Source organism: Micromonospora sp. NPDC050495, assembly GCF_040655175.1.
Classification (GTDB): Bacteria; Actinomycetota; Actinomycetes; order Mycobacteriales; family Micromonosporaceae; genus Micromonospora.
In genome coordinates, this window is the sequence record NZ_JBFAJK010000012.1 from 85,138 (window position 1) to 105,596 (window position 20,459).

12 protein-coding genes are annotated in these 20,459 nt (G+C 68.7%); 10 read left to right on the top strand and 2 right to left on the bottom strand.

From position 1 onward, the window contains the following. Window positions 1-313: 313 nt before the first annotated feature. The 6 genes from AB0I11_RS15065 (at window position 314) to AB0I11_RS15090 (ending at window position 14,717) form a co-directional block, all read left to right on the top strand. Window positions 314-1,093, top strand: coding sequence for a L,D-transpeptidase family protein (locus AB0I11_RS15065; RefSeq protein ID WP_357319434.1), 780 nt, complete (start codon window positions 314-316; stop codon window positions 1,091-1,093). A gap of 95 nt (window positions 1,094-1,188) precedes the next feature. Then, a complete protein-coding gene (locus tag AB0I11_RS15070) occupies window positions 1,189-2,121 on the top strand; it encodes a rhomboid family intramembrane serine protease (RefSeq protein ID WP_357319437.1) in 933 nt (310 codons plus the stop codon). A gap of 569 nt (window positions 2,122-2,690) precedes the next feature. Then, a complete protein-coding gene (locus AB0I11_RS15075; RefSeq protein WP_357319440.1) occupies window positions 2,691-11,138 on the top strand; it encodes a DNRLRE domain-containing protein in 8,448 nt (2,815 codons plus the stop codon). 14 nt (window positions 11,139-11,152) lie between these two features. Further along, window positions 11,153-11,494, top strand: a complete 342-nt coding sequence (locus AB0I11_RS15080) for a hypothetical protein (protein ID WP_357319443.1) — start codon at window positions 11,153-11,155, stop codon at window positions 11,492-11,494. 608 nt (window positions 11,495-12,102) lie between these two features. Further along, the gene (locus AB0I11_RS15085) at window positions 12,103-13,974 is read left to right on the top strand and encodes a BTAD domain-containing putative transcriptional regulator (RefSeq protein ID WP_357319446.1); all 1,872 of its coding nucleotides are present in this window, start codon (window positions 12,103-12,105) and stop codon (window positions 13,972-13,974) included. A 26-nt stretch (window positions 13,975-14,000) separates the two neighbouring features. Next, window positions 14,001-14,717 carry a hypothetical protein gene (locus tag AB0I11_RS15090; RefSeq protein ID WP_357319449.1) on the top strand — a complete coding sequence of 239 codons (717 nt, stop codon included), beginning with the start codon at window positions 14,001-14,003 and terminating at the stop codon, window positions 14,715-14,717. Between the two features lie 30 nt (window positions 14,718-14,747). On the opposite strand, the gene AB0I11_RS15095 is transcribed toward AB0I11_RS15090, so the two are convergent. Both AB0I11_RS15095 and AB0I11_RS15100 read right to left on the bottom strand, forming a co-directional pair. After that, complete coding sequence (locus AB0I11_RS15095; protein WP_357319452.1) at window positions 14,748-15,020, bottom strand: hypothetical protein; 273 nt, start codon at window positions 15,018-15,020, stop codon at window positions 14,748-14,750. A gap of 47 nt (window positions 15,021-15,067) precedes the next feature. Continuing rightward, the gene (locus AB0I11_RS15100; protein ID WP_357319455.1) at window positions 15,068-15,499 is read right to left on the bottom strand and encodes a hypothetical protein; all 432 of its coding nucleotides are present in this window, start codon (window positions 15,497-15,499) and stop codon (window positions 15,068-15,070) included. A 543-nt stretch (window positions 15,500-16,042) separates the two neighbouring features. Here AB0I11_RS15100 and AB0I11_RS15105 point away from each other — a divergent pair. The 4 genes from AB0I11_RS15105 to ugpC are packed head-to-tail and all read left to right on the top strand — an operon-like array spanning window position 16,043 to window position 20,427. After that, on the top strand, window positions 16,043-17,332 hold the full coding sequence (locus AB0I11_RS15105; RefSeq protein WP_357319458.1) for an ABC transporter substrate-binding protein: 1,290 nt from the start codon (window positions 16,043-16,045) through the stop codon (window positions 17,330-17,332). A 43-nt stretch (window positions 17,333-17,375) separates the two neighbouring features. After that, entirely contained in the window at window positions 17,376-18,371 is a 996-nt protein-coding gene (locus tag AB0I11_RS15110) for a sugar ABC transporter permease (RefSeq protein WP_357319461.1), read from the top strand. A gap of 1 nt (window position 18,372) precedes the next feature. Next, window positions 18,373-19,209, top strand: a complete 837-nt coding sequence (locus tag AB0I11_RS15115; protein WP_357319464.1) for a carbohydrate ABC transporter permease — start codon at window positions 18,373-18,375, stop codon at window positions 19,207-19,209. 9 nt (window positions 19,210-19,218) lie between these two features. After that, on the top strand, window positions 19,219-20,427 hold the full coding sequence (ugpC, locus tag AB0I11_RS15120) for a sn-glycerol-3-phosphate ABC transporter ATP-binding protein UgpC (protein WP_357319467.1): 1,209 nt from the start codon (window positions 19,219-19,221) through the stop codon (window positions 20,425-20,427). The last annotated feature ends 32 nt before the right edge of the window (window positions 20,428-20,459 follow it).

A 20,459-nucleotide genomic window follows, 5' to 3' on the forward strand; every position in this document is an offset into this window, starting at 1 on the left:
GGCGGGCCGGCTCGCCGTGTTGAGCCCGGCGTGGCGGCGTGCCACGCCTGCCGGCGCTCGCGACGGCGGAGACCGCTACCACGCCGGACGGCTGGGGTCAGGACCGGGGAGTTGCGGACCCGGTCCTGACCCATCCGGCTTTTCGGCCGCCGTTCTGGGCGCGGCCCCGGCACGTCGCCGGTGCGTGGTGCCCTCCGGCGCGCGGGCGCGCCTCGCCGGCCTGGCGTTACATCGACACGCCTTTCGGGCCGGGGCAGAAAAGTCACTCTTCACGGGGCACCGGGATTCCGGGCGAAGTGCCAGGATCGTCCGGGTGAAGCGGAGATCCCTCATCATCGGCGCCGCGGCCGGCGTCGTGGCGCCGGTCATCGCCGGCGGCGCCACGCCCGCCGCGGCGGCCGTCACCGATCCCGACGTCGGCGAGACCAGTCCCGCCCTGCCCCGCGGCGGCGTGGTCACCAAGAACCGTGCCTCGCTGCTGAGCACGCTGCCGAAGGAGACCACGCAGGTGGTCATCGTCGGCGCGACGAGTTGGACCACCACCTCCGCGACGCTTGAGACGTTCCGGAAGGTCGGCCATCGCTGGCGACCCGTGTCCGCGCCGCTGCCGGCCCGGATCGGCGCCAAGGGCTTCAGCGACAACCACGTCGAGGGCGTCGCGACCACGCCCACCGGCGTCTACTCCTTCGGCCCGACCATGTACGGCATCGCCGCGAACCCGGGCGTCCGCTATCCCTACCACCCGATCGTCACCAACGACTGGTGGAACGAGAACCCGGACTCGCCCGCCTACAACACCTTCCAGCACACCACCACCAACCCCGGCGGCTACAGCGAGGCGCTCTGGCAGGAGCGGCCCGCGTACACCCACTTCGCGGTGATCACCTACAACATGGCGCCGAACGTGCCCAAGCCGGTCCCCGGCGCCGGCAGCGGCATCTTCCTGCACGAGTTCAGCACGACCCCGTCGGGCCCGACCGCCGGCTGCGTGAGCCTCTCCCACGAGCACCTGGTCGGCGTGCTCACCTGGCTCGACCCGGCCGCCCACCCGCGCATCGTGCTCGGCCCCTACGCGGTGCTCGACCGCTACTGACCCGCCGGCTGCCCGGATCGGCCGATGCGCGCGCCCGGCCGGTCGGGGTAGCCTCCGGTCCCACCCGACGCCCGAACTGGGGACCCGCGTACGACATGGACACCATCAGCACCAACCCGCCTCCCGCCGAGGACGGGCGGACCACCTGCTACCGGCACCCCCGGCGGGAGACGCTGCTGCGCTGCGCCCGGTGCGACCGGCACATCTGCCCGGACTGCATGCGCGAGGCCCCGGTGGGGCACCGCTGCCCGGACTGCGTACGCGACGACAACCGCACCGTCCGGCAGGCCCGGACCGTCTTCGGTGGCCGGCCGACCAGCCGCCCGGTGGTGACGTACACGCTCATCGCGCTCACCGTGCTGGCCTACCTGCTGGAGCTGGCCCACCCGGCGATCCTCGACCAGTTCGACAGCATCGGCACCGCGCTGGTCGACGACGCCGGCCAGCGGTACGTCGACGACGGCGGCGACTACCCGGGCTACCAGCTCATCGGGATCGCGCACGGCGAGTGGTACCGGCTGATCACCTCCGCCTTCCTGCACCTGCTGCCCACCCAGGGCGTGCTCGGCATCCTGCACATCGTGTTCAACCTGTACTGGCTGTGGCTGCTCGGTCGGGTGGTCGAGGAACGGCTCGGCGGGCCGCGGTTCCTGGCGGTCTACCTGCTCGGCGCGCTCGGCGGCTCGGTGCTCGGCTTCCTCATCGACCCGCACCAGGGTGCCGTGGGCGCCTCCGGCGCGGTGTACGGGCTGGCCGGCTGCTACGTCGTGCTCGCCCGGCGGCTGCACCACCATCCGATCGAGCCGAGCCGGGTGATCATTCCGTTCCTGATCTGGATGGTCTTCTCGGCCGGCTGGACCTCCTGGGAGGGGCACCTCGGCGGCCTGCTGGCCGGTGGCGTCGCCGCCCTCGGCGTGGCCTACGCCCCGGCGAAGCGGCGGACCCTGGTGCAGGTGGCGGTGCTGGTCGGCCTGACCTTGCTGCTGCTCGCCCTCGTGCTGGTCAAGTCCCCCGACGTCATCGGCTGACGGCAGCGCGCCGGTACCGAGGGTGAGGTCATCGTGGCCATACCGGTTGCCGCAGGTCGTCCGGGCGACATCTGGAGGCTCCCAGTCCCCGGAGTCGATCGCGTGGCGGGACCGTCCTGCTTGGGCCGCCGACTCGAACGCCACCATGCCCCCGCGTCGCTTCGTGATCCGCACGGGCCGGTCGTCGGCGTAAGAACGAGCACAAGGCGTCCGGAAAGGGCTGGGTGGCCTGGAGAACGCTGGACCTTCACCGCGCCCTCTCCTTCATCGGTGCGGATGACCGGCGCGGGTCGCCCGCCTGGCCGCTGGTGGTGGCCGACGACGAGCGGACCGAATGGAGTGCACGCTCGGGCGTGGTCCCAGAGGTCTTCGACCGTGAATGGCCCACCTGGTAGGCGGGCCCACGCGCCCCGCCGGGAGTAGTTGAGATATAGCCACCCGTATATCGGTCGTTTCTAGCCTTCACCCGTCCTGTCACCGAAAGGACCGGAGGGTTACGGGTGAAAAGACGATCAAGGGGTCCCCTGATCGGGGGACTGGTGCTGGCCATGGTGGCCACGCTCGGCGGGATGGAGGTCCTACCGGACCGTACGCCCGAGCGCGCCGACCGGGCGTCCCACACCAGCGACGCCGACGGCGGGCTGATCGCCCGTCTCGGTGACGCCGCACGTGGTCTGGTCGAGGGTGGTTCCGGCCGGGCGAAGGCCGAGGTGGGCAGCGCCGGCCTCTCGCTCAGCGAGAAGCCGCCGACGGCGAAGAAGCCGCCCCCGGCGACGCGGGTGCGGGAGCTTCCCGGCAAGCGCACCGCCAACGGCCGGGTCTACCAGCTCTCGGACGGCCGGCTCCAGGCCGAACTCTCCGCGGTGCCGGTCAACTACCGGGACCCCAAGGGCGACTGGCGGCCCATCGACACCCGGGTCACGCCGGCCACCCGTACCGGCTACCTGCAGCAGAACACCACCAACAGCTTCACCAGCCTCTTCGGCGGGCGCAGCGACAACCTGGTGCGCTTCGAGCGGGACGGCCGGGCGGTCGAGCTGGGCCTCGCCGGTGGCGCGAAGGCCGCCGCCCCCACGGTTGCCGGGTCCACCGTCAGCTACGCCGGCCTCGCCGACGGTGCCGATGTGGCGTACACGGTCACCCCGGGGGCGCTGAAGGAGAAGATCGTGCTGCGCCAGGCCCCGACGGGCGCGGTGTCGTACACCTTCACCCTCGACACCAAGGGTCTGGTGGCGCAGCAACGGGCGGACGGCTCGATCGCGTTCGTCCGGCCCGACGGCGGCCCCGCCGAGTTGGTGATGCCGGCGCCGTACATGTACGACAGCGCCCGCAAGCCGGTCACCAGCACCGCGGTGAGCCAGCGGGTCCAGCAGGTGTACGGGCAGACCACGGTGACCGTGTCGGCCGACGCGGCCTGGTTGCGTGACCGCGCCCGAACGTACCCGGTGGTCATCGACCCGACCATCAAGATCCAGCCGGTGCCGACGGACGCCCAGGACGTGCAGATCTCCTCGGGTGCGCCGACCACCAACCTCAACAACACCTACCAGCTCAAGGTGGGCACCGGCTCGGACGCGACGTGGCGGTCGTTGCTGAAGTTCGACACCAGCTCGATCCCGGCGAACACCACGATCGACGACGCCGAGGTGATGGTCTACTACGACCAGAGCCTGGACGGGATCTACCAGTACGACGTGCCGATGGAGGTCCAGCGGCTCAAGACCGGCTGGGCCGAGGACACGGCCACCTGGCAGTCGATGAGCGGCCAGGGTGACACGGCGCTGACCGGCACCATCGTCACCGTCGACGACGGCGACACCAACGCCACCGCCAAGGGAACCTGGACCGCCTCCGCCAGCACGCTGACCGCGTACGCTGTGGGCGACGACTACCGGGTCAACAGCGATGCGGTGACGGGCGACACCTACACCTACACGCCGAACATCACCGAGGCCGGCGAGTACAAGGTCGAGGCGCACTACGTGGGCGCTTCCGACCGGGCGACCGTGGCGCCGTACACCGTCTACTCGAAGGGTGGCGCGGTCAAGACGGTCAACGTCGACCAGACCACGCCGAGGGGCACCGGTGGCTGGGCGAACCTGGGGTTCTACCAGTTCGACGCGGGCACCACCGGCAAGGTCGTGCTCGGTGACCAGGCGAACAAGGCGGTCATCGCGGACGCCGTGCGGTTCAGCAAGAATGGCGCGCTCAAGGAAGCGTCGCACTCCAGCACCTGGTTGTCCTTTCCGGTGCGTAGCACCGTACAGCAGTGGGCGAACGGCACCCCCAACTACGGCGTGATGCTCAAGGCCAGGAACGAGTCGCTGGCCAAGCAGGGCGGCGCGATCTTCGAGGCGTCCGAGTACGCGTACATGAACGACCGGCGGGACTACAACCTGCCGAAGCTCGTCGTCACGTACGGCCGGCCGGGGGTGACGGTGAACCCGCCGACCACGATCACCTCGACCGGCGCGGTGCTGGACTGGCCCGCCTACAAGGACCCCTCCAGCGCGACGGGTGACGACATCGTCGAATACCAGGTCCACCGCAGCCCGTTCCAGAACTACACGCCGAGCGCCGCGACGCTGATCTCCCCGGTCTCGTCGGCGACGAAGTCCTTCCAGGACACCACCGCCACTCCGACGCCGGCGGACAAGACCAACCCGATGGACCGGCAGTTCTACTACTACATGGTGGCGGTGAAGACCGCCGACGGTCAGCTCATCCCCGGCCCGACGGTGCCGGCGATGCTGCCCAAGGCCGGCCAGATCACCAAGATCTTCCGGACCGGTGTCACCGACACCACCCTGTCCAAGCTCAAGCCCACCACAAACGTCAACGTCTACGACGGTGACCCGTACGTCGGCGTGGGCAACAACTCCACCACCTACGGGGTGACCCGCGGCGTGGTGAAGTGGTCAAGCCTGGCCGGTGCGATCCCGACGAACGCCCAGGTGACCGCCGCCCAGCTGCGGATGTGGAACACCTCGCTCCAGCCCGGCACGGACCGGACCCAGTACGTCGACGTCTACAAACTCACCCGCGGTTTCACCGACGAGACGAAGGCCACCTGGAACACCTACGACGGCACCAACGCCTGGACCACGCCCGGTGGTGACTACGACACCTCCTGGAAGGCCGGCTTCAACGGGTTCGCCAACGACCCGGAGTGGGAGACCTGGGACCTCACGAGTCCGGTGAAGGCCTGGGTGGCCACCCCGAGCACCAACAACGGCCTGCTGCTGCGGATGCGTGACGAGGTCAACCAGAACGCCCGGGCGATGATGCTCGCCTCCGAGGCCGAGGACTCGATGTTCGAGCCGACGCTGGAGGTCACCTACCTGGAGCAGACCCCGGAGTCGACCTACTACGCGGCCCGGACGCCGACCAACCTCGCGCCCGCGTCGGCCTACACCGCGCCGGTGTCGGTGTCGAACCCGACGCAGGCGGCCTGGAAGACCACCGACTGGGAGCTGGGCTACCAGTGGACCCGGGCCGACGGCAGCGCGGTCACCGACGTGGCGGCGCAGGCGCTGACGCCGCTGCCGGCCGACATCCCGGCCGGCGGCACGGTGGACCTGACCGCCCAGGTGAGGACGCCGGCCAGCACCGACGAGGGCAACAAGCGCACCGACTACGTGCTGAACTGGCAGCTGCACAACAAGCTGACCGGGCAGTGGCTGTCGGAGATCGCGCCGGCGCTCAAGCCGCTGCCGCAGAACGTGGCCGTGGTGGAGCCGACCTCCGACCAGCTCGGCCTGGAGAAGTTCTACTCGTACGCGGGCAAGAACACCGGTGCCGGCGGCACCCTGATGAACAACCTGTACTCCGGCAACACGGTCTGGTCGTACAACGGGTTCAGCAACCCTGGGCGCGGCCTTTCGACGTTCGTCCGGCTGGCGTACAACTCGCTGGACACCTCCGACACGGTCGCCGGATACGGCTGGTCCCTCCAAGCCTCCTCGATGATGCGCCTGGGCAGCCCGCTGGACTTCCATCCGAACCCGAACCCGACGAAGATCACCCTGACCGACGGGGACGGCACCAGCCACTGGTTCACCTGGGACTCGGCCACCTCGACGTGGCAGAGCCCGAAGGGCGTGCACCTCTACCTGGAGAAGATCACCACCTCGGACTGCAAGCCGAACACTCAGGAGCCGAAGGCGTGGCGGCTGACCAAGCCGGACCGCACGCAGTTTTACTACGACTGCGAGGGCTTCCTCACCAGCACGGTGGACAACAACGGCAACACGATGGTGTTCACCTACGAGGAGCGGAAGTCGAACAACAAGCCGACCAAGTTCCTCCGCTACATCACCGACCCGACCGGTCGGAAGGCCCTGACCATCGACTACTACGCCAAGGGCCAGACCTACGACTACGTCAACGACACCACCTGGGCCCGGGTGTCCGGTGCGACCAGCCTGACCAACCCGAAGATCATCGACCACGTCTCGCAACTCACCGACATCTCCGGTCGGAAGATGACCTTCACGTACACCGACAAGGGCCTGCTCGGTGAGCTGATCGACGGCGCCGGCTCCACCAACGGCGCGCCGAAGACGTTCAAGTTCGCCTACGACATGACCCAGGGCAACAAGAACGTCAAGCTGGTCAGGACCACCGACCCGCGCGGCAACGCCACCAACCTCGCGTACAACTACCCGAAGACCGGTGACGACCCGCGGTTCCACTGGACCACCAAGTCCTACACCGACCGGCTCGGCTACCCCACGGCGTTCGCGTACACCGACCCGGACGGCCCGCAGGGGCAGACCATCAACGCCACGGTGACGGACGCGGAGAACCACGCGACGGCCTACGTGATGGACGACTACGGCCGGCCCACGCAGACCACCAACGCAAAGAACCAGGTCACCAAGCTGGAGTGGGACGGCGACCACAACGTCACCAAGCTCACCGAGGACAACGGCGCGGTGTCGACCTGGACGTACGACGCCAAGACCGGCTACCCGACCGAGATCAAGGATGCTGAGGCGGTCAAGAACGGCTGGCCGGGCACCACGCTGACCTACCAACGGCAGCTCAACGGATACGTCGCCGATCTGGTGAGTAAGACCAGCCCGGAGGGACGCAAGTGGACCTTCGGCTATGAGACCGACGGTGACCTCTCCTGGGTGGTCGACCCGATCGGCAACACGACGACGACCGCCGACGACTACAAGACCTCCTATACCTACGACGGCTTCGGTCAGCTGCTGACGAACACCGACGCGAACGGCAACACGACGTCGTACGGGCCCTACCATGCGAGCGGCTACCCGACGACCATCAGCGATGCCGACCAGAAGGCGACCACCTACCTCTACGACGTGCGCGGTCAGGTCCTCAAGGTCACCGACGCGCTGAACCACGACACCACCCAGACGTACGACACGTTCGGTCGGCCGCTGGAGAACAAGGTCGCCGTCGATCAGCTCGCCAACCGGTGGATCACCACCCCGGCCCCGAAGTACGACGCCAACGACAACGTCTACGAGTTGACGGCGCCGAACGGGGCCATCGCGACCGCCCTGTACGACAAGGCCGACCAGGCCGTCTATACGACGGCCCCGGTGGATGAGGCGGGTGACCCGGAGCGCAGGACGTCTTACACGTACGACAAGGCCGGCAACCTGCTCACCACTACTGAGCCGAAGGGAAACCTGAGCCCTGAGGCGGGTGATTTCATCACGACGAACGCCTACGACGCGATCTACCAGCTCATCAGCGTCACCAACGCCAAGAACGGGAAGATCACGTACGAGTACGACAACGTCGGAAACGTGGTCACCGCGAGCGACCCGCGCAAGAACGCCACCGCGGACACCACCGACTACACCACCAAGGTGGAGTACGACCGCGCGCACCGAATCACCAAGATGACCGACGCGATCGGCAAGTTCACCACCAGAACCTACGACCGGGACGGGAAGGTGACGGCGACCAGTGACCAGCTCGGGTACACCACCGAGGTCACCCTCGACCCGCTCGGCAAGCCGACCCAGGTCAAGGTGCCACAGCGGAACGACAACGGCACCGTCTCCTACCGGATCACGAAGTACGAGTACGACCAGGTCGGCAACCAGACCAAGGTAATCAGTCCCCGGGGTGTCGCCACTACCGATGACCCGGACGACTTCGCCTCCGTCACCGTCTACGACAAGCTGAATCGGGTCAAGGAAACCCGCACTGCCTACGACAAGGACGACAGCCGCTACACCACCGCGGACGTCACCACCTATACCTATGACGCGGCCGGTCGCCTGACCACCCAGTCTGCACCGCCGTCCTCGGGCGAGTCGGTCCGCAACGACACCACGTACACCTACTACGACAACGGGTGGACCAAGTCGTCGGCTGATCCGTGGGACATCGTCACCTCGTACAACTACGACGACCTCGGCGCCCAGACGGCGCGGACGGTCACCTCGGCCGGCGGGTCGTCGAACCGGACGATGACCTGGTCCTACTTTCCGGACGGCAAGCTGAGGTCCCGCGCGGACGACGGCGTGCCGGTCGGCAAGCAAATCGTCCTCGTCGACAACTCCGACTTCAACAACACCAGCGCAACCGGCACCTGGACCACCGCCAACACGGCTGCCGGCAGTTATGGCACCAACTACGCCACCCGATCCGCAGGGACCGGTGCGAACACCTTCACCTGGCAGTTGAACGTGCCGCAGTCCGGCACGTACGAGGTCTTTGCCCGCTACCCACAGGTCACCGGCGCGGCCACCGACGCCAAGTACACGGTGAGCCACGGCGGCGGCAACGCCACGAAGACGCTAAACCAGACCACCAACACCGGCACTTGGGTCAGCCTCGGCTCCTTCAGCTTCACGGAGGGCAACACCCACAAGGTCGCTCTGTCGGACCAGGCCACCGGCACGGTCGTCGCCGACGCGGTCAAGCTCGTTCGGGACAACTCCGGCGACACAGACGACGAGAAGCACAACTACAGCTACCGCTACGACCCCAACGGGAACCTGACTACCATCGCCGACGCTTCACCCGGTGCCCGGGTGGACAGTTACGCGGTTGCCTACACCGACCTCAACCAGGTGCAGACGGTCACGGAGAGCAAGTCCGGAGCGGTCACGGACAGCACGTCGTTCACCTACAACGAGAACAGCGCCCCGCTGACCACGACGCACGACAAGCAGTACGCCAGCTACACGTATGACCCCCGAGACCTCGTGTCGCAGGTGGTGAACGGAAAAACTGCCGCCGACCCAAACGCCAAGACCACCAGCTTCACGTACACCGACCGCCGGGAGAAGCTCAAGCAGACCAAGGGTAACGGCAACACCGTCGACTACACCTACTACCTCGACGGAATGCTCAACACTCAGATCGAGAAGAAGCCCAACGGGACGTTGGTGTCGCAGCACACCTATACCTACGACCTCAACGGCAACCGCACCCGCGACGTCGCCAAGAAGATGAACGCCGACAACCACTCGGCCTACCTCAACACCACGAGCGACTACACCTACGATCCCCGCGACCGCGTGGCTTCCGTGACCAAGACCGGCGACGGTGCGAGCACCGAAAGCTACGTCCACGACGCCAACAACAACGTCGTCAGCCAGAGCATCAAGGGCATCACGACGGCGTTCAACTACGACCGCAACCGTCTGCTGACGTCGTCAGCCGGTGGCAGCACCTGGTTGTACAACTACGACCCATTCGGGCGGCTGGACACGGTCACGCTCGGCGGCACGGTCTTGGAGCGCAACGTTTACGACGGCTTTGATCACGTCATCGAGAATCGTCAGAACACTGGCTCCGGAGCCTCGACGACCAAGTACACGTACGACCCGCTGGACCGGACGGCCACCAAGACCACCGACATCGGCAGCGCGAAGGAGAAGACCACCACCTTCAACTATCTCGGCCTCTCCAAGGAGGTGCTCGACGAGGAAGTCGCGGGCAGGCTTACCAAGTCCTACCAGTACTCCCCGTGGGGACAGCGCCTCTCCCAAATCACGCACAGCGGCGACGGGACCGAGGAGAACGCCTATTACGGATACGACCAGCACACCGACGTCGAACAGTTGACCGACGACACCGGCGACACCAAGGCCACCTACGGGTACACCGCTTACGGCAAGAACGACGATGCCCAGTTCACCGGCATCGACAAGCCTGACGCGGCCGATCCGACCAAGGAGCCGTACAACGCCTACCGGTTCAACGCCAAGCGTTGGGACCAAAGTTCGGGCGCCTACGACATGGGTTTCCGCGACTACGACCCCAATCTCAACCGGTTCCTCACCCGGGACAGCTACAACGGGGCCCTCGCCGACCTGAAGCTGGGCACGAACCCGTGGACCGGCAACCGGTACGCGTTCGGTGCCGGTAACCCCATCACCGCCGTAGAGCTGGACGGACACTGCTACCAGAACTACGTAACTGGCAACTATGAGGGCGTCGACTGCGGTACGGCGAACCAGACCGCCGCGAATTCGGAACTGTGTGAGCCGGAGTGTAGTTCGTCACCCCCAGCTGCCACCATTGATCCGACCACCGGACTGTGCGATTCGAACTGCAAGCCGATCGACGACGCGGTGGACGACTGGTATGCCGCGAACGGCTGCGACGGCACGATTTTCCCCAGCGTCTTCCACACGGCGTGCTGGGCGGATCGTGACGACATCGAGCGCCAGATCATCAACGCGGCTCTGAAGCGGCAGCAAGAAGTCGCCGGTGCCTTCCCTGCCGATATACCAGAACTTTGGAATCCGGGAACATTCAACACCTCGGAAGACAGCTTCGACTACCATTATGAAAAGCATGGCCGACCGGCGGGCGTTTCACGGGAGCAGTACCTGCGGGACGCGCAGAATTGGGCCGAGCGTTTAACGCAACCCGGCGGCAAGGCCGGTCTCAACGCGAAGCGGATGGACTTCGGCGACGGCCAGTTCGGTGTGAAGTACACGAATCCGAATGGCGGGCCGGGTGGAATCATCGGGCCAGATGGTAAGCTCGTCTCCTTCTGGTACATGAGCTAGTGGAAGCAGGGTCGATGCTGAGTTTTATCGATTCCTACATGCTGTGGCGGGCGCTGCCGTTTCCCGTAGGCGGGGCCGGTGCGGAGCTAATCGACACTCACGGTGATCTTGCAGAAGCTGACGAATACGTGACCACGGTGATTCGCTTCGTCGAGCGTGGGGTGTTCGTCGAGGCGCCTGTCGACGTCCTCTCTCTCCTGAAGGAGATCATGTCACGCCTCGATGGGATTACGGAGAGGGTCTCCGGGGACAGTCAACGAGTTGCCAGATCGCAGCATGCGTATGCGGCGTTACTGCACCTGGTTTATCGACAGTTCCTTGAGATGAATCCGGGTGACTCTCCGGCGAGGGGCTAGCGATAAATTGCATGTTCCTCTCGCTTAATCACCTCGGATGCCCAGACGGATGATTCCGAGGGGATCTGCTGGTTCGTTCGCATGAGGCGAGGGTGTTGAGGTCGCGACGCGACATCAGCACCCTCGCCGTTGCGTTGTGCGTGAAGATTTGCCGACATGCCTGCGAGGCGACTGACCTGCTGGCTGACTTCGTCGTGCGACCTGCGGGCACCTGCTGCGAGAGTGGCTCATGATGACCCCACGCCAGCGGCCGTGTTGGCAGGCCTGGATGCCCGGTCAGGACTTGGTGGTGCCGGGTGCGGTCGCCTGCGGCTGCGGCAGTTGCTCCCGAACAGGAAGGGCGGCGCGACAGTTCGGGATGCGACTCGCGCGGCTCCCGCGAAGGGTTGCAGGGACCTGCTCTGGGCAGACCGACCACGACCGAAGGTCGCTGACTTGTCGGGGGACCCAAGCCTGCGGTGTAGCGACCGGCGGCGTCTCCACGTTACCTGGACACGCGGGGCCAACAGATTGATAAACATCACTTTATTGGGTCCCGTGCTCATCTTCTCCGTGTTAGCCCGGTCGCTTAGCGTGAGCAGCGCTCATTGTCCACGGGGGAGTGGCGCATGGAGATCAACGTACGTTTGTTGGGTCCGGTGGAGCTGTCGGTGGACGGCCGGCACCTCACACCGGGATCGGCGAAGCGCCGCACCGTCCTGGCCAGCCTGGCCCTGGAGGCCAACCACCCGGTGTCCCTGCGCCGGCTGGCCGGCATGGTCTGGTCCGACCCGCCCTCGTCGGCGGTGGCCAACCTCCGCTCGCACGCCGCAGCCCTCCGGCAGGCGGTCGGGGAACGCTTGCTCGCCCGCCCTCAGGCGTACGAGCTGCGGCTGGCGCCGCACGAACTCGACGTGACCGTCTTCCAGCGACTCGCCGAGGAGGGCCGGTCCCGGCTGAGCGCGCACGATCCGGCCGGGGCGGTCGAGTCCCTGGCTGCGGCGCTGGCCCGGTGGCGTGGCGCGGCCGGTGACGGCCTGACCAGTGGTGCGGCCCTGGAGAACTGCTGCGCCAGCCTGGACGAGCAGCGGCTCCAGGTGTTCGAGGACCTGGTCGACGCCCAGCTCGCGATCGGCATGCAGGGTGACCTGCTGGCCCGGCTCCGTCGGGCGACCGCTGAGCATCCGCTGCGGGAACGGCCCTGGGGCCAGCTGATGGTGGCCCTCTACCGCAGCGGGGACGTGCCGGCGGCGCTGCTCGCCTTCCGGGAGGCCAGAACCGTTTTGGGAAAGCAGTTGGGCATCGAGCCCGGCGAGGAGCTTCAGCGTCTGCACCGGGCCGTGCTCGACCGGTCACCCGAGTTGTCGTACCAGAAGCCGCTACCCGTCTTCGCGGTCGCTCGGGATGCCGGCCGGCACAGCGGGGCCACTGTGCCACGCGAACTGCCCGCCACACTGTCGACCTTTGTCGGGCGCAGCCGGGAACAGTCGGAGATGGCAGCGGCCGTCACCGGTGGCGCGTCAGCCGCCGTCGTCCTCAGCGGGGCGCCGGGCAGCGGTAAGACGGTCCTGGCGGTCCGCGTGGCCAATGCTGTCGCCTCGGATTTCTCCGACGGTCAGGTCTTCGTCGACCTCGGCTACCAGCTGTCCGTCAGCGAGGACGACGTGCTCACCCGGGTGCTTCGGGCGCTCGACGTTCGCGGCGCGACGGCTCCTGAGCGGACCGGCGAGCGGGCCGGCATGGTCCGCTCCCTGCTGGCCGAGCGCAGAGTCCTCATCGTGGTGGACGGCGTGACGCACGCCACGCAGGTGCGGGCGCTGGTCCCGGCCGCTCCCGGCTCCGCGCTGATCGTGGTGGCCCATCGCCGCCTGCGCCATCTCGACGGCGTACGCCGGGTGGACCTCGACCCCTTGTCGGTCGAGGACGGGCGTGCGCTGTTGGACGCGTTCGGCATTGCGCAGCGGTTGGCTGCCGCGCCCACCGAGGCCGACGAGCTGGTCCGCCTCTGCGGCGGTTCGCCGCTGGCCCTGCGCGTGGTGGCGTCCAGGATGGTCGCCCGGCCGTCGGCACCGGTGACCGGCCTGGTGCGGGAGCTGCGGGATCCCTGGCACCGGCTGGACTGGCTGACCGACGACGACCTGTCGGTGCGGGAGCGCATCGACCTGGGATACGCGGCGGTCCGCGCCGACGACGAGCTGGTCGGGCGAGTGTTCGCTCTGCTGGGCAGTGAGCCGGAGGCCTCGGTGCCCTCGGGCGACACGGTGGCCCGGCTGGGTGTGCCGGTCGGGCGGGTGTGGCGGGCGCTGGAGAAGCTGCTGGACGCCCACCTGATCTGCCTCGACGCTTCGGGTGGGCTCCGGCTGCCGCCGCTGGTGCGGGACTATGCCGCCGAACTGGCGCGGCTGTCGGCGCCAGCGCTGCACCCGCTACCGACATGGCGCACCGACGTCACCCCGGCTCCCACCGCCTTCCGGCGTCGCGACCACCACACCGACAACTAGTCGTCCCACTGCCGGCTGTCGGGTCGTTGACCTGGGATGATCGGCCACTTCGGCGCGTACCACTGCTGCTCGCCGGCGTGGTCGCGCTGCTCGCGGCGGCCTGCACCCCGACCGACCCCGGCGGCGCGGCCCCGGCGCCCTCGACGGCGAGCGCACCCGGCGCGACCGCTGCCCCCACCACGCCCGCCGCCACCCCGGCCGCGCCCCCGCCGACCCGCACAGGGCAGCCGCCGGTGGCCGGCGACTGGCACGTCACCTACGGCTGGGCGGTGCCGGCCACGCCGGCCCGGGTGGAGCACTGGGTGAGCGTGCCGGTCGACCCGCAGCCCGGCGAGCCGCTGCCGCCGTTGGTGCAGGTGCAGGTGCAGGTCGGCGACCATCCGGCGGAGGGGTTCGGCCGGATCAGCTTCGCCTTCCGGGGGCCGACCCCGTCCTACCAGGTGGCCTACGTGGACCGGCTGGAGACCGAGGGACAGGGCACGGTAATCGAGCTGCCCGCCACGGCGGACCTGGCGGTCCGGTTCAGCCCGGCGCAGGCCCACGACGCGCACGGCCGCGCCACCGCGACGATGCCGCCGGCCACCATCGGCTACCCGACGCTGCGCGGCTGGGCGGCGGCCGGTGACTTCGAGGGGCAGGTCAGCTTCGGCCTCGGCGTCGCGCGCACCGTGGCGGTGCGGTGCAGCGAGTCCACCCGGCCGGACGGGGCCCACGTGATCTCGGTGGACGTGCGGCGCGACTGAAACCCGAACGCACCGGGCGGCGCGGTCGGGTCAGACCTCACCCCGGACGATAGCCACTGCGACCCGGCAGAACTCGTCCATGTCCGGGTTGAAGCCGGCGGCGATGTCCGGGTGCAGCCCGGACCGGGTCTCGTCGAGCAGCCGACGGCAGACCTCCTCGACCGGCTCGCCCGCGTAGGAGGCGCGAACCCGGTCGGTGGCCGCCTGCAGGGCCGAGGTCAGCTGATCCTCCAGCGGGCCGCGCAGCTTCTGCTGCACCGGATCCAGCCCGCTCGGATCGAGCGTGACATGTGGCTCCGACATCGGCGCTCCCTTCATCGGCGTCCGCGATACCCCACCGCGGCCGTCGGTCAAACCGCCGTCGGCACGGCGGCCACCCGGACCTGGTACGAGAAGTCCTCGGCCGGCTCCTCGGCGTACGCCAGCCGGCGGATCTGCCGGTCGTCGCCGTAGAGGGCGACGTCGACCAGCACCCCGAGGTGGGCCAGGCCGATGTTCGCCACCCGCTTCTTGTCCTGGAGCACCGCGCAGACCCCGCCCAGCAGCGTGCTGGCGTCGGAGGTGCGGTGCCCGGGCGGACAGCGCAGGATCACGTCCACCTCGACCGGACCGGCGAGCGGGGTCCAGCCGGTGCGCTGGGCCGCCGTGCAGGCGGCCTGGAGCAGGGCACGGACCCTCGTCGCCTGCCGGTGCCCGGCGGCGAAGAGGGACAGGGCCTCGGTCTTGACCGGGGGCAGGCCGCTCACCTCGAACGTCAGGGCGAGAGCGCGGGTGTCCTGCACGACGGCACCTCCTCGTTGGGCTGATCCTGCCCAACCGGTGGGACCGCAGAGGGATGTTCGCGCGAGAACCAACCGATCGGGCGGGCTGGGGTCGGCCGGAGGCGTATCGACTTCGACGGCGACGCGCTGGCTGCGGAGCAGACCTGACGCTAACCCACCGGGGCGCACGCTGGGTAGCCTCACCGTCCACAGCCTGGGACGTGCGCCGGCCGCCCGGCCCGCGCGGCCCCGGATGCCCGGCCGCCCGGCCCGCGACGCCCGGCCGGTCCTGCTCCGCCCCGGCCGGCCCGGCCCGGCCCGGCCCCGCCCTGGCCTCGGCCGGCCCCGGCGGTCCGCCGCGCGGTGTGAGCCGTCCCACCAGGTGACCTGTGGTGTCCGTCCCGTGACCGCCACGTTTCACGACGTCGCAGGTCGGGCACTGTCCAGCGCACGAAACGCCCGGGGCGCGGGCGAAACGGTGCGTGGCCGGTGTCCCGACCGTCTCGCCGTGCGCCGGGGCACGGGTGACCTCCCCGGCTCTTCGCCAACGGAAGGGGGAGGGCGATGACGACAGACCCCGACAGGGCCGCGCGACGGCGGCGACCGGCACGGCGTGCGGCGGCGGCAGCCGCCGCACTGGCGTTGACGGCGCCGCTGGCCGCCTGCGGCTCCGGCGGTGACGGCGGCCCGCCGACGATCAACCTGTACTACCCGCCGGAGCAGAACCTGCAGAAGGTGGTCGACGACTGCAACGCCCGCGCCGACGGGCGCTACCGGATCGTCTACCGGGTGCTGCCCCGGCAAGCCGACGAGCAGCGGGTGCAGATGGTGCGCCGGCTCGCCGCGCAGGACAGCGGCATGGACGTGCTCGGCCTCGACATCACCTGGACCCAGGAGTTCGCCAGCGCCGACTGGATCCGGGAGTGGACCGGCCAGGACAAGGCCGAGGTGGAGCAGGGCACCCTGGCCGGCCCGCTGGACACCGCCCGCTACGAGGGCAAGCTGTACGCGGCGCCGAAGAACACCAACGTCCAGCTCCTCTGGTACCGCACCGACCTGGTGCCGGAGCCGCCGAAGACGTGGGACGAGATGATCAGCGCGGCCCAGCAGCTCAAGCAGCAGGGCAAGCCGTACCAGGTGCTCACCATGGGCGCCCAGTACGAGGGTCTGGTCGTCCTCTACAACACCCTCGCGGAGAGCGCCGGCGGCAAGATCCTCAGCGACGACGGCAAGCGGGCCGTGATGGACGCCGGCACCGTGCGGGCGCTCGACCAGCTCAAGAAGTTCGCCACGTCGGGCGTGACGTCGCCGTCGTTCGCCAACGCCACCGAGGACCCGGTCCGGCTGGAGTTCCAGTCCGGCGCGGGCGCCTTCCAGGTCAACTGGCCGTTCGTGTATCCGGCCATGCAGGAGGCGAACCCGGAGCTGGCGCAGAAGGTGAAGTGGGCCCGGGTGCCGGGCGCCGACGCGAACACCCCGAGCAAGGTCACCATCGGCGGGGTCAACCTGGCGGTCAGCACCTACTCGAAGCACCCGGGGGAGTCCTTCGAGGCCGCGAAGTGCATCCGCGACGCCGAGCACCAGAAGTTCTCCGCCGTCAACGACGGCGTCCCGCCGACCATCGAGCGGGTCTACGACGACCCGGAGATGGACAAGGCGTACCCGATGAAGGACACCATCCTGGAGGAGCTCAAGGAGCCGGCGGTCCGGCCGCTGACCCCCGCGTACCAGAGCATCTCCACGGTGATGTCGGCGATCCTGTCGCCGCCGTCCGGCATCCGGCCCGAGCAGACCGCGGACGAGCTGCGCTCGGCGATCGCCGACGCCCTCGAGTCGAAGGGGGTCCTGCCGTGAGCACCCGTCACCGCTTCGCCGACGACCGTCCGGAGGCGATCGCATGAGCATCAACGCCACACCCGCCGGCGCGGACGTCGCGGCCGAGGCCGAACGCCCCACCGGCCGGCACGCCGCGGTGCCCGGGCAGCGCGCCGGCCGCCGACCCAGGCCGGCGCTGAGCGAGAACAAGCGGGCCGAGCGACGCCTCGGCTGGCTGCTCTGCGCGCCCGCCGCCCTGGTCATGGTGCTGGTCACCGCGTACCCGATCCTCTACTCGGTCTGGCTGTCCCTGCAGCGCTTCGACCTGCGCTTCCCGGACGAGCGCGAGTTCGTCGGGCTGGACAACTACGTGACCGTGCTGACCAACCAGTTCTGGTGGACCGCGTTCGGGGTGACCGCCCTGATCACCGTGGTCACCGTCGTGGTCGAGCTGGTGCTCGGCATGGCGCTGGCCCTGATCATGCACCGGACCCTGGTCGGCCGGGGCATCGTCCGCACCGCGGCGCTGATCCCGTACGGCATCGTCACGGTGGTGGCCGCGTTCTCCTGGCGGTACGCCTGGACGCCCGGCACCGGCTACCTGGCCAACCTCCTCGACGGCAGCGCCCCGCTCACCGAGCGGGCCAGCTCGCTGGCGATCATCATGCTGGCCGAGATCTGGAAGACCACCCCGTTCATGGCGCTGCTGCTGATGGCCGGGCTGGCGCTGGTGCCCGAGGACCTGCTCAAGGCGGCCTCCACCGACGGCGCGACCGGGTGGCAGCGGTTCACCAAGGTGATGCTGCCGGTGATGAAGCCGGCCATCCTGGTCGCCCTGCTCTTCCGCACCCTGGACGCGTTCCGGGTCTTCGACAACATCTTCGTGCTCACCTCGGGCGCCAACGAGACCTCGTCGGTGTCGATGCTCGCCTACAACAACCTGATCCGGGGCTTGAACCTCGGCATCGGCTCCACGATGTCGGTGCTGATCTTCCTCACCGTGGCGATCATCGCGTTCGTCTTCGTGAAGCTGTTCGGCACCGCTGCCCCGGGCAGCGACGACGGGGAGAGGCGCTGACATGGCAGTGGAAACCACCACCCGGGCGAAGGTGCGCTGGGGCCTGCTGGACGTCGTGGTCGTCGTCTTCGCGTTGGTCCCGGTGCTCTGGATCGCCTCGCTGTCGTTCAAGACCTCGGCCACGCTCACCGACGGCAAGTTCTGGCCGCGGGAGTGGACGCTGGACAACTACCGGACCATCTTCGACACCGACCAGTTCGTCCGGGCCCTGATCAACTCGATCGGCATCGCGCTGATCGCCACCGCCATCGCGGTGGTGCTCGGGACGATGGCCGCGTACGCGATCTCCCGGCTGGACTTCCCCGGCAAGAAGGTGCTGGTCGGCGTCTCGCTGCTGATCGCGATGTTCCCGCAGGTGTCGCTGGTGTCGCCGCTGTTCGAGATCGAACGGCAGCTCGGCATCTTCGACACCTGGCCGGGGCTGATCCTGCCGTACATCACGTTCGCGCTGCCGCTGGCGATCTACACGCTGTCGGCGTTCTTCAAGCAGATCCCGTGGGACCTGGAGAAGGCGGCGAAGATGGACGGCGCCACCCAGGGCCAGGCGTTCCGGCGGGTGATCGCGCCGCTGGCCGCGCCCGGCGTGTTCACCACGGCCATCCTGGTCTTCATCTTCTGCTGGAACGACTTCTTGTTCGCGATCACGCTCACCTCGACCGAGCGGTCCCGCACGGTGCCGGTGGCGCTGCAGTTCTTCACCGGCGAGTCGCAGTTCGAGGACCCGACCGGGGCGATCTGCGCCGCCGCCGTGGTGATCACCGTGCCGATCATCCTGTTCGTGCTCTTCTTCCAGCGCCGCATCGTCTCCGGCCTGACCTCCGGCGCAGTCAAGGGATAGGTGATAGCAGTGGCTGACATCGTGCTGGACAAGGTGAGCAAGCGGTTCCCGGACGGGACCACCGCGGTGCGGGACGTCGACCTGGAGATCGCCGACGGCGAGTTCGTGATCCTGGTCGGCCCGTCGGGCTGCGGAAAGTCCACCACCCTGAACATGATCGCCGGGCTGGAGGACATCAGCTCCGGTGAGCTGCGCATCGGTGGCGAGCGGGTGAACGACAAGGCGCCCCGGGAGCGGGACATCGCCATGGTCTTCCAGTCGTACGCGCTCTACCCGAACATGACCGTGCGGGAGAACATGGCGTTTCCCCTGCGGCTGGCGAAGCTGGACAAGGAGACCATCAACCAGAAGGTCGACGAAGCGGCGAAGGTGCTGGAGCTGACCGCGCTGCTGGACCGCAAGCCGGCCAACCTCTCCGGTGGGCAGCGGCAGCGGGTGGCGATGGGCCGGGCGATCGTGCGCCAGCCCAAGGCGTTCCTGATGGACGAGCCGCTGTCCAACCTGGATGCCAAGCTGCGGGTGCAGATGCGCACCGTGGTGTCCCGGCTGCAGAAGCAGCTCGGCACCACCACCGTCTACGTCACCCACGACCAGACCGAGGCGATGACCCTCGGCGACCGGGTGGTGATCATGCGGGGCGGCGCGGTGCAGCAGGTCGGCCCGCCGCAGGAGCTCTACGACCACCCGCGCAACCTGTTCGTGGCCGGGTTCATCGGCTCACCGTCGATGAACTTCCTGCACGCCGCGGTCGCGGACGGCCGGCTGCGGACGGCGCTCGGCGACGTGCCGATCGGGGACCGGATCCGCCGCCAGCTCGAAGGGGCCGACGCGCCCCGGGAGCTGATCCTCGGCATCCGACCCGAGCACTTCGAGGACGCCGAGCTGCTGGACGAGGAGACCCGCCGGCGGGGCATGGAGTTCGACGCTCCCGTCGAGATCGTCGAGTCGATGGGCTCCGACAAGTACGTCTACTTCACCGTCGAGGGTGAGCGGGCCACCGCCGCCGAGCTGGAGGAGTTGGCCGCCGACGCCGGCGCGGCCGACTTCAGCGGCGCGGGGTCGAACCTGGTCACCCGGCTCTCCGCCGAGTCGCCGGTACGCGAGGGCGAACAGCGCCGGGTCTGGTTCAACCTGGAGAAGATCCACCTGTTCGACCCGGCCACCGGCCGGAACCTGACCCTGCACGAGGGCCGGGCGGCAGGCGCGCTGGCCGACTGACCGCAAACGCGAGGCCGTGGGCCGGGGGCGAA

Excerpts from the sequence above, each read along its gene's own strand:
- AB0I11_RS15070 (WP_357319437.1), top strand. The coding sequence starts at position 1,189 with ATGGACACCATCAGCACCAACCCGCCTCCCGCCGAGGACGGGCGGACC.
- AB0I11_RS15085 (WP_357319446.1), top strand. The coding sequence starts at position 12,103 with ATGGAGATCAACGTACGTTTGTTGGGTCCGGTGGAGCTGTCGGTGGAC.
- AB0I11_RS15105 (WP_357319458.1), top strand. The coding sequence starts at position 16,043 with ATGACGACAGACCCCGACAGGGCCGCGCGACGGCGGCGACCGGCACGG.
- AB0I11_RS15080 (WP_357319443.1), top strand. The coding sequence starts at position 11,153 with ATGCTGAGTTTTATCGATTCCTACATGCTGTGGCGGGCGCTGCCGTTT.
- AB0I11_RS15115 (WP_357319464.1), top strand. The coding sequence starts at position 18,373 with ATGGCAGTGGAAACCACCACCCGGGCGAAGGTGCGCTGGGGCCTGCTG.
- AB0I11_RS15095 (WP_357319452.1), bottom strand. The coding sequence starts at position 15,020 with ATGTCGGAGCCACATGTCACGCTCGATCCGAGCGGGCTGGATCCGGTG.
- AB0I11_RS15075 (WP_357319440.1), top strand. The coding sequence starts at position 2,691 with ATGGAGGTCCTACCGGACCGTACGCCCGAGCGCGCCGACCGGGCGTCC.
- AB0I11_RS15110 (WP_357319461.1), top strand. The coding sequence starts at position 17,376 with ATGAGCATCAACGCCACACCCGCCGGCGCGGACGTCGCGGCCGAGGCC.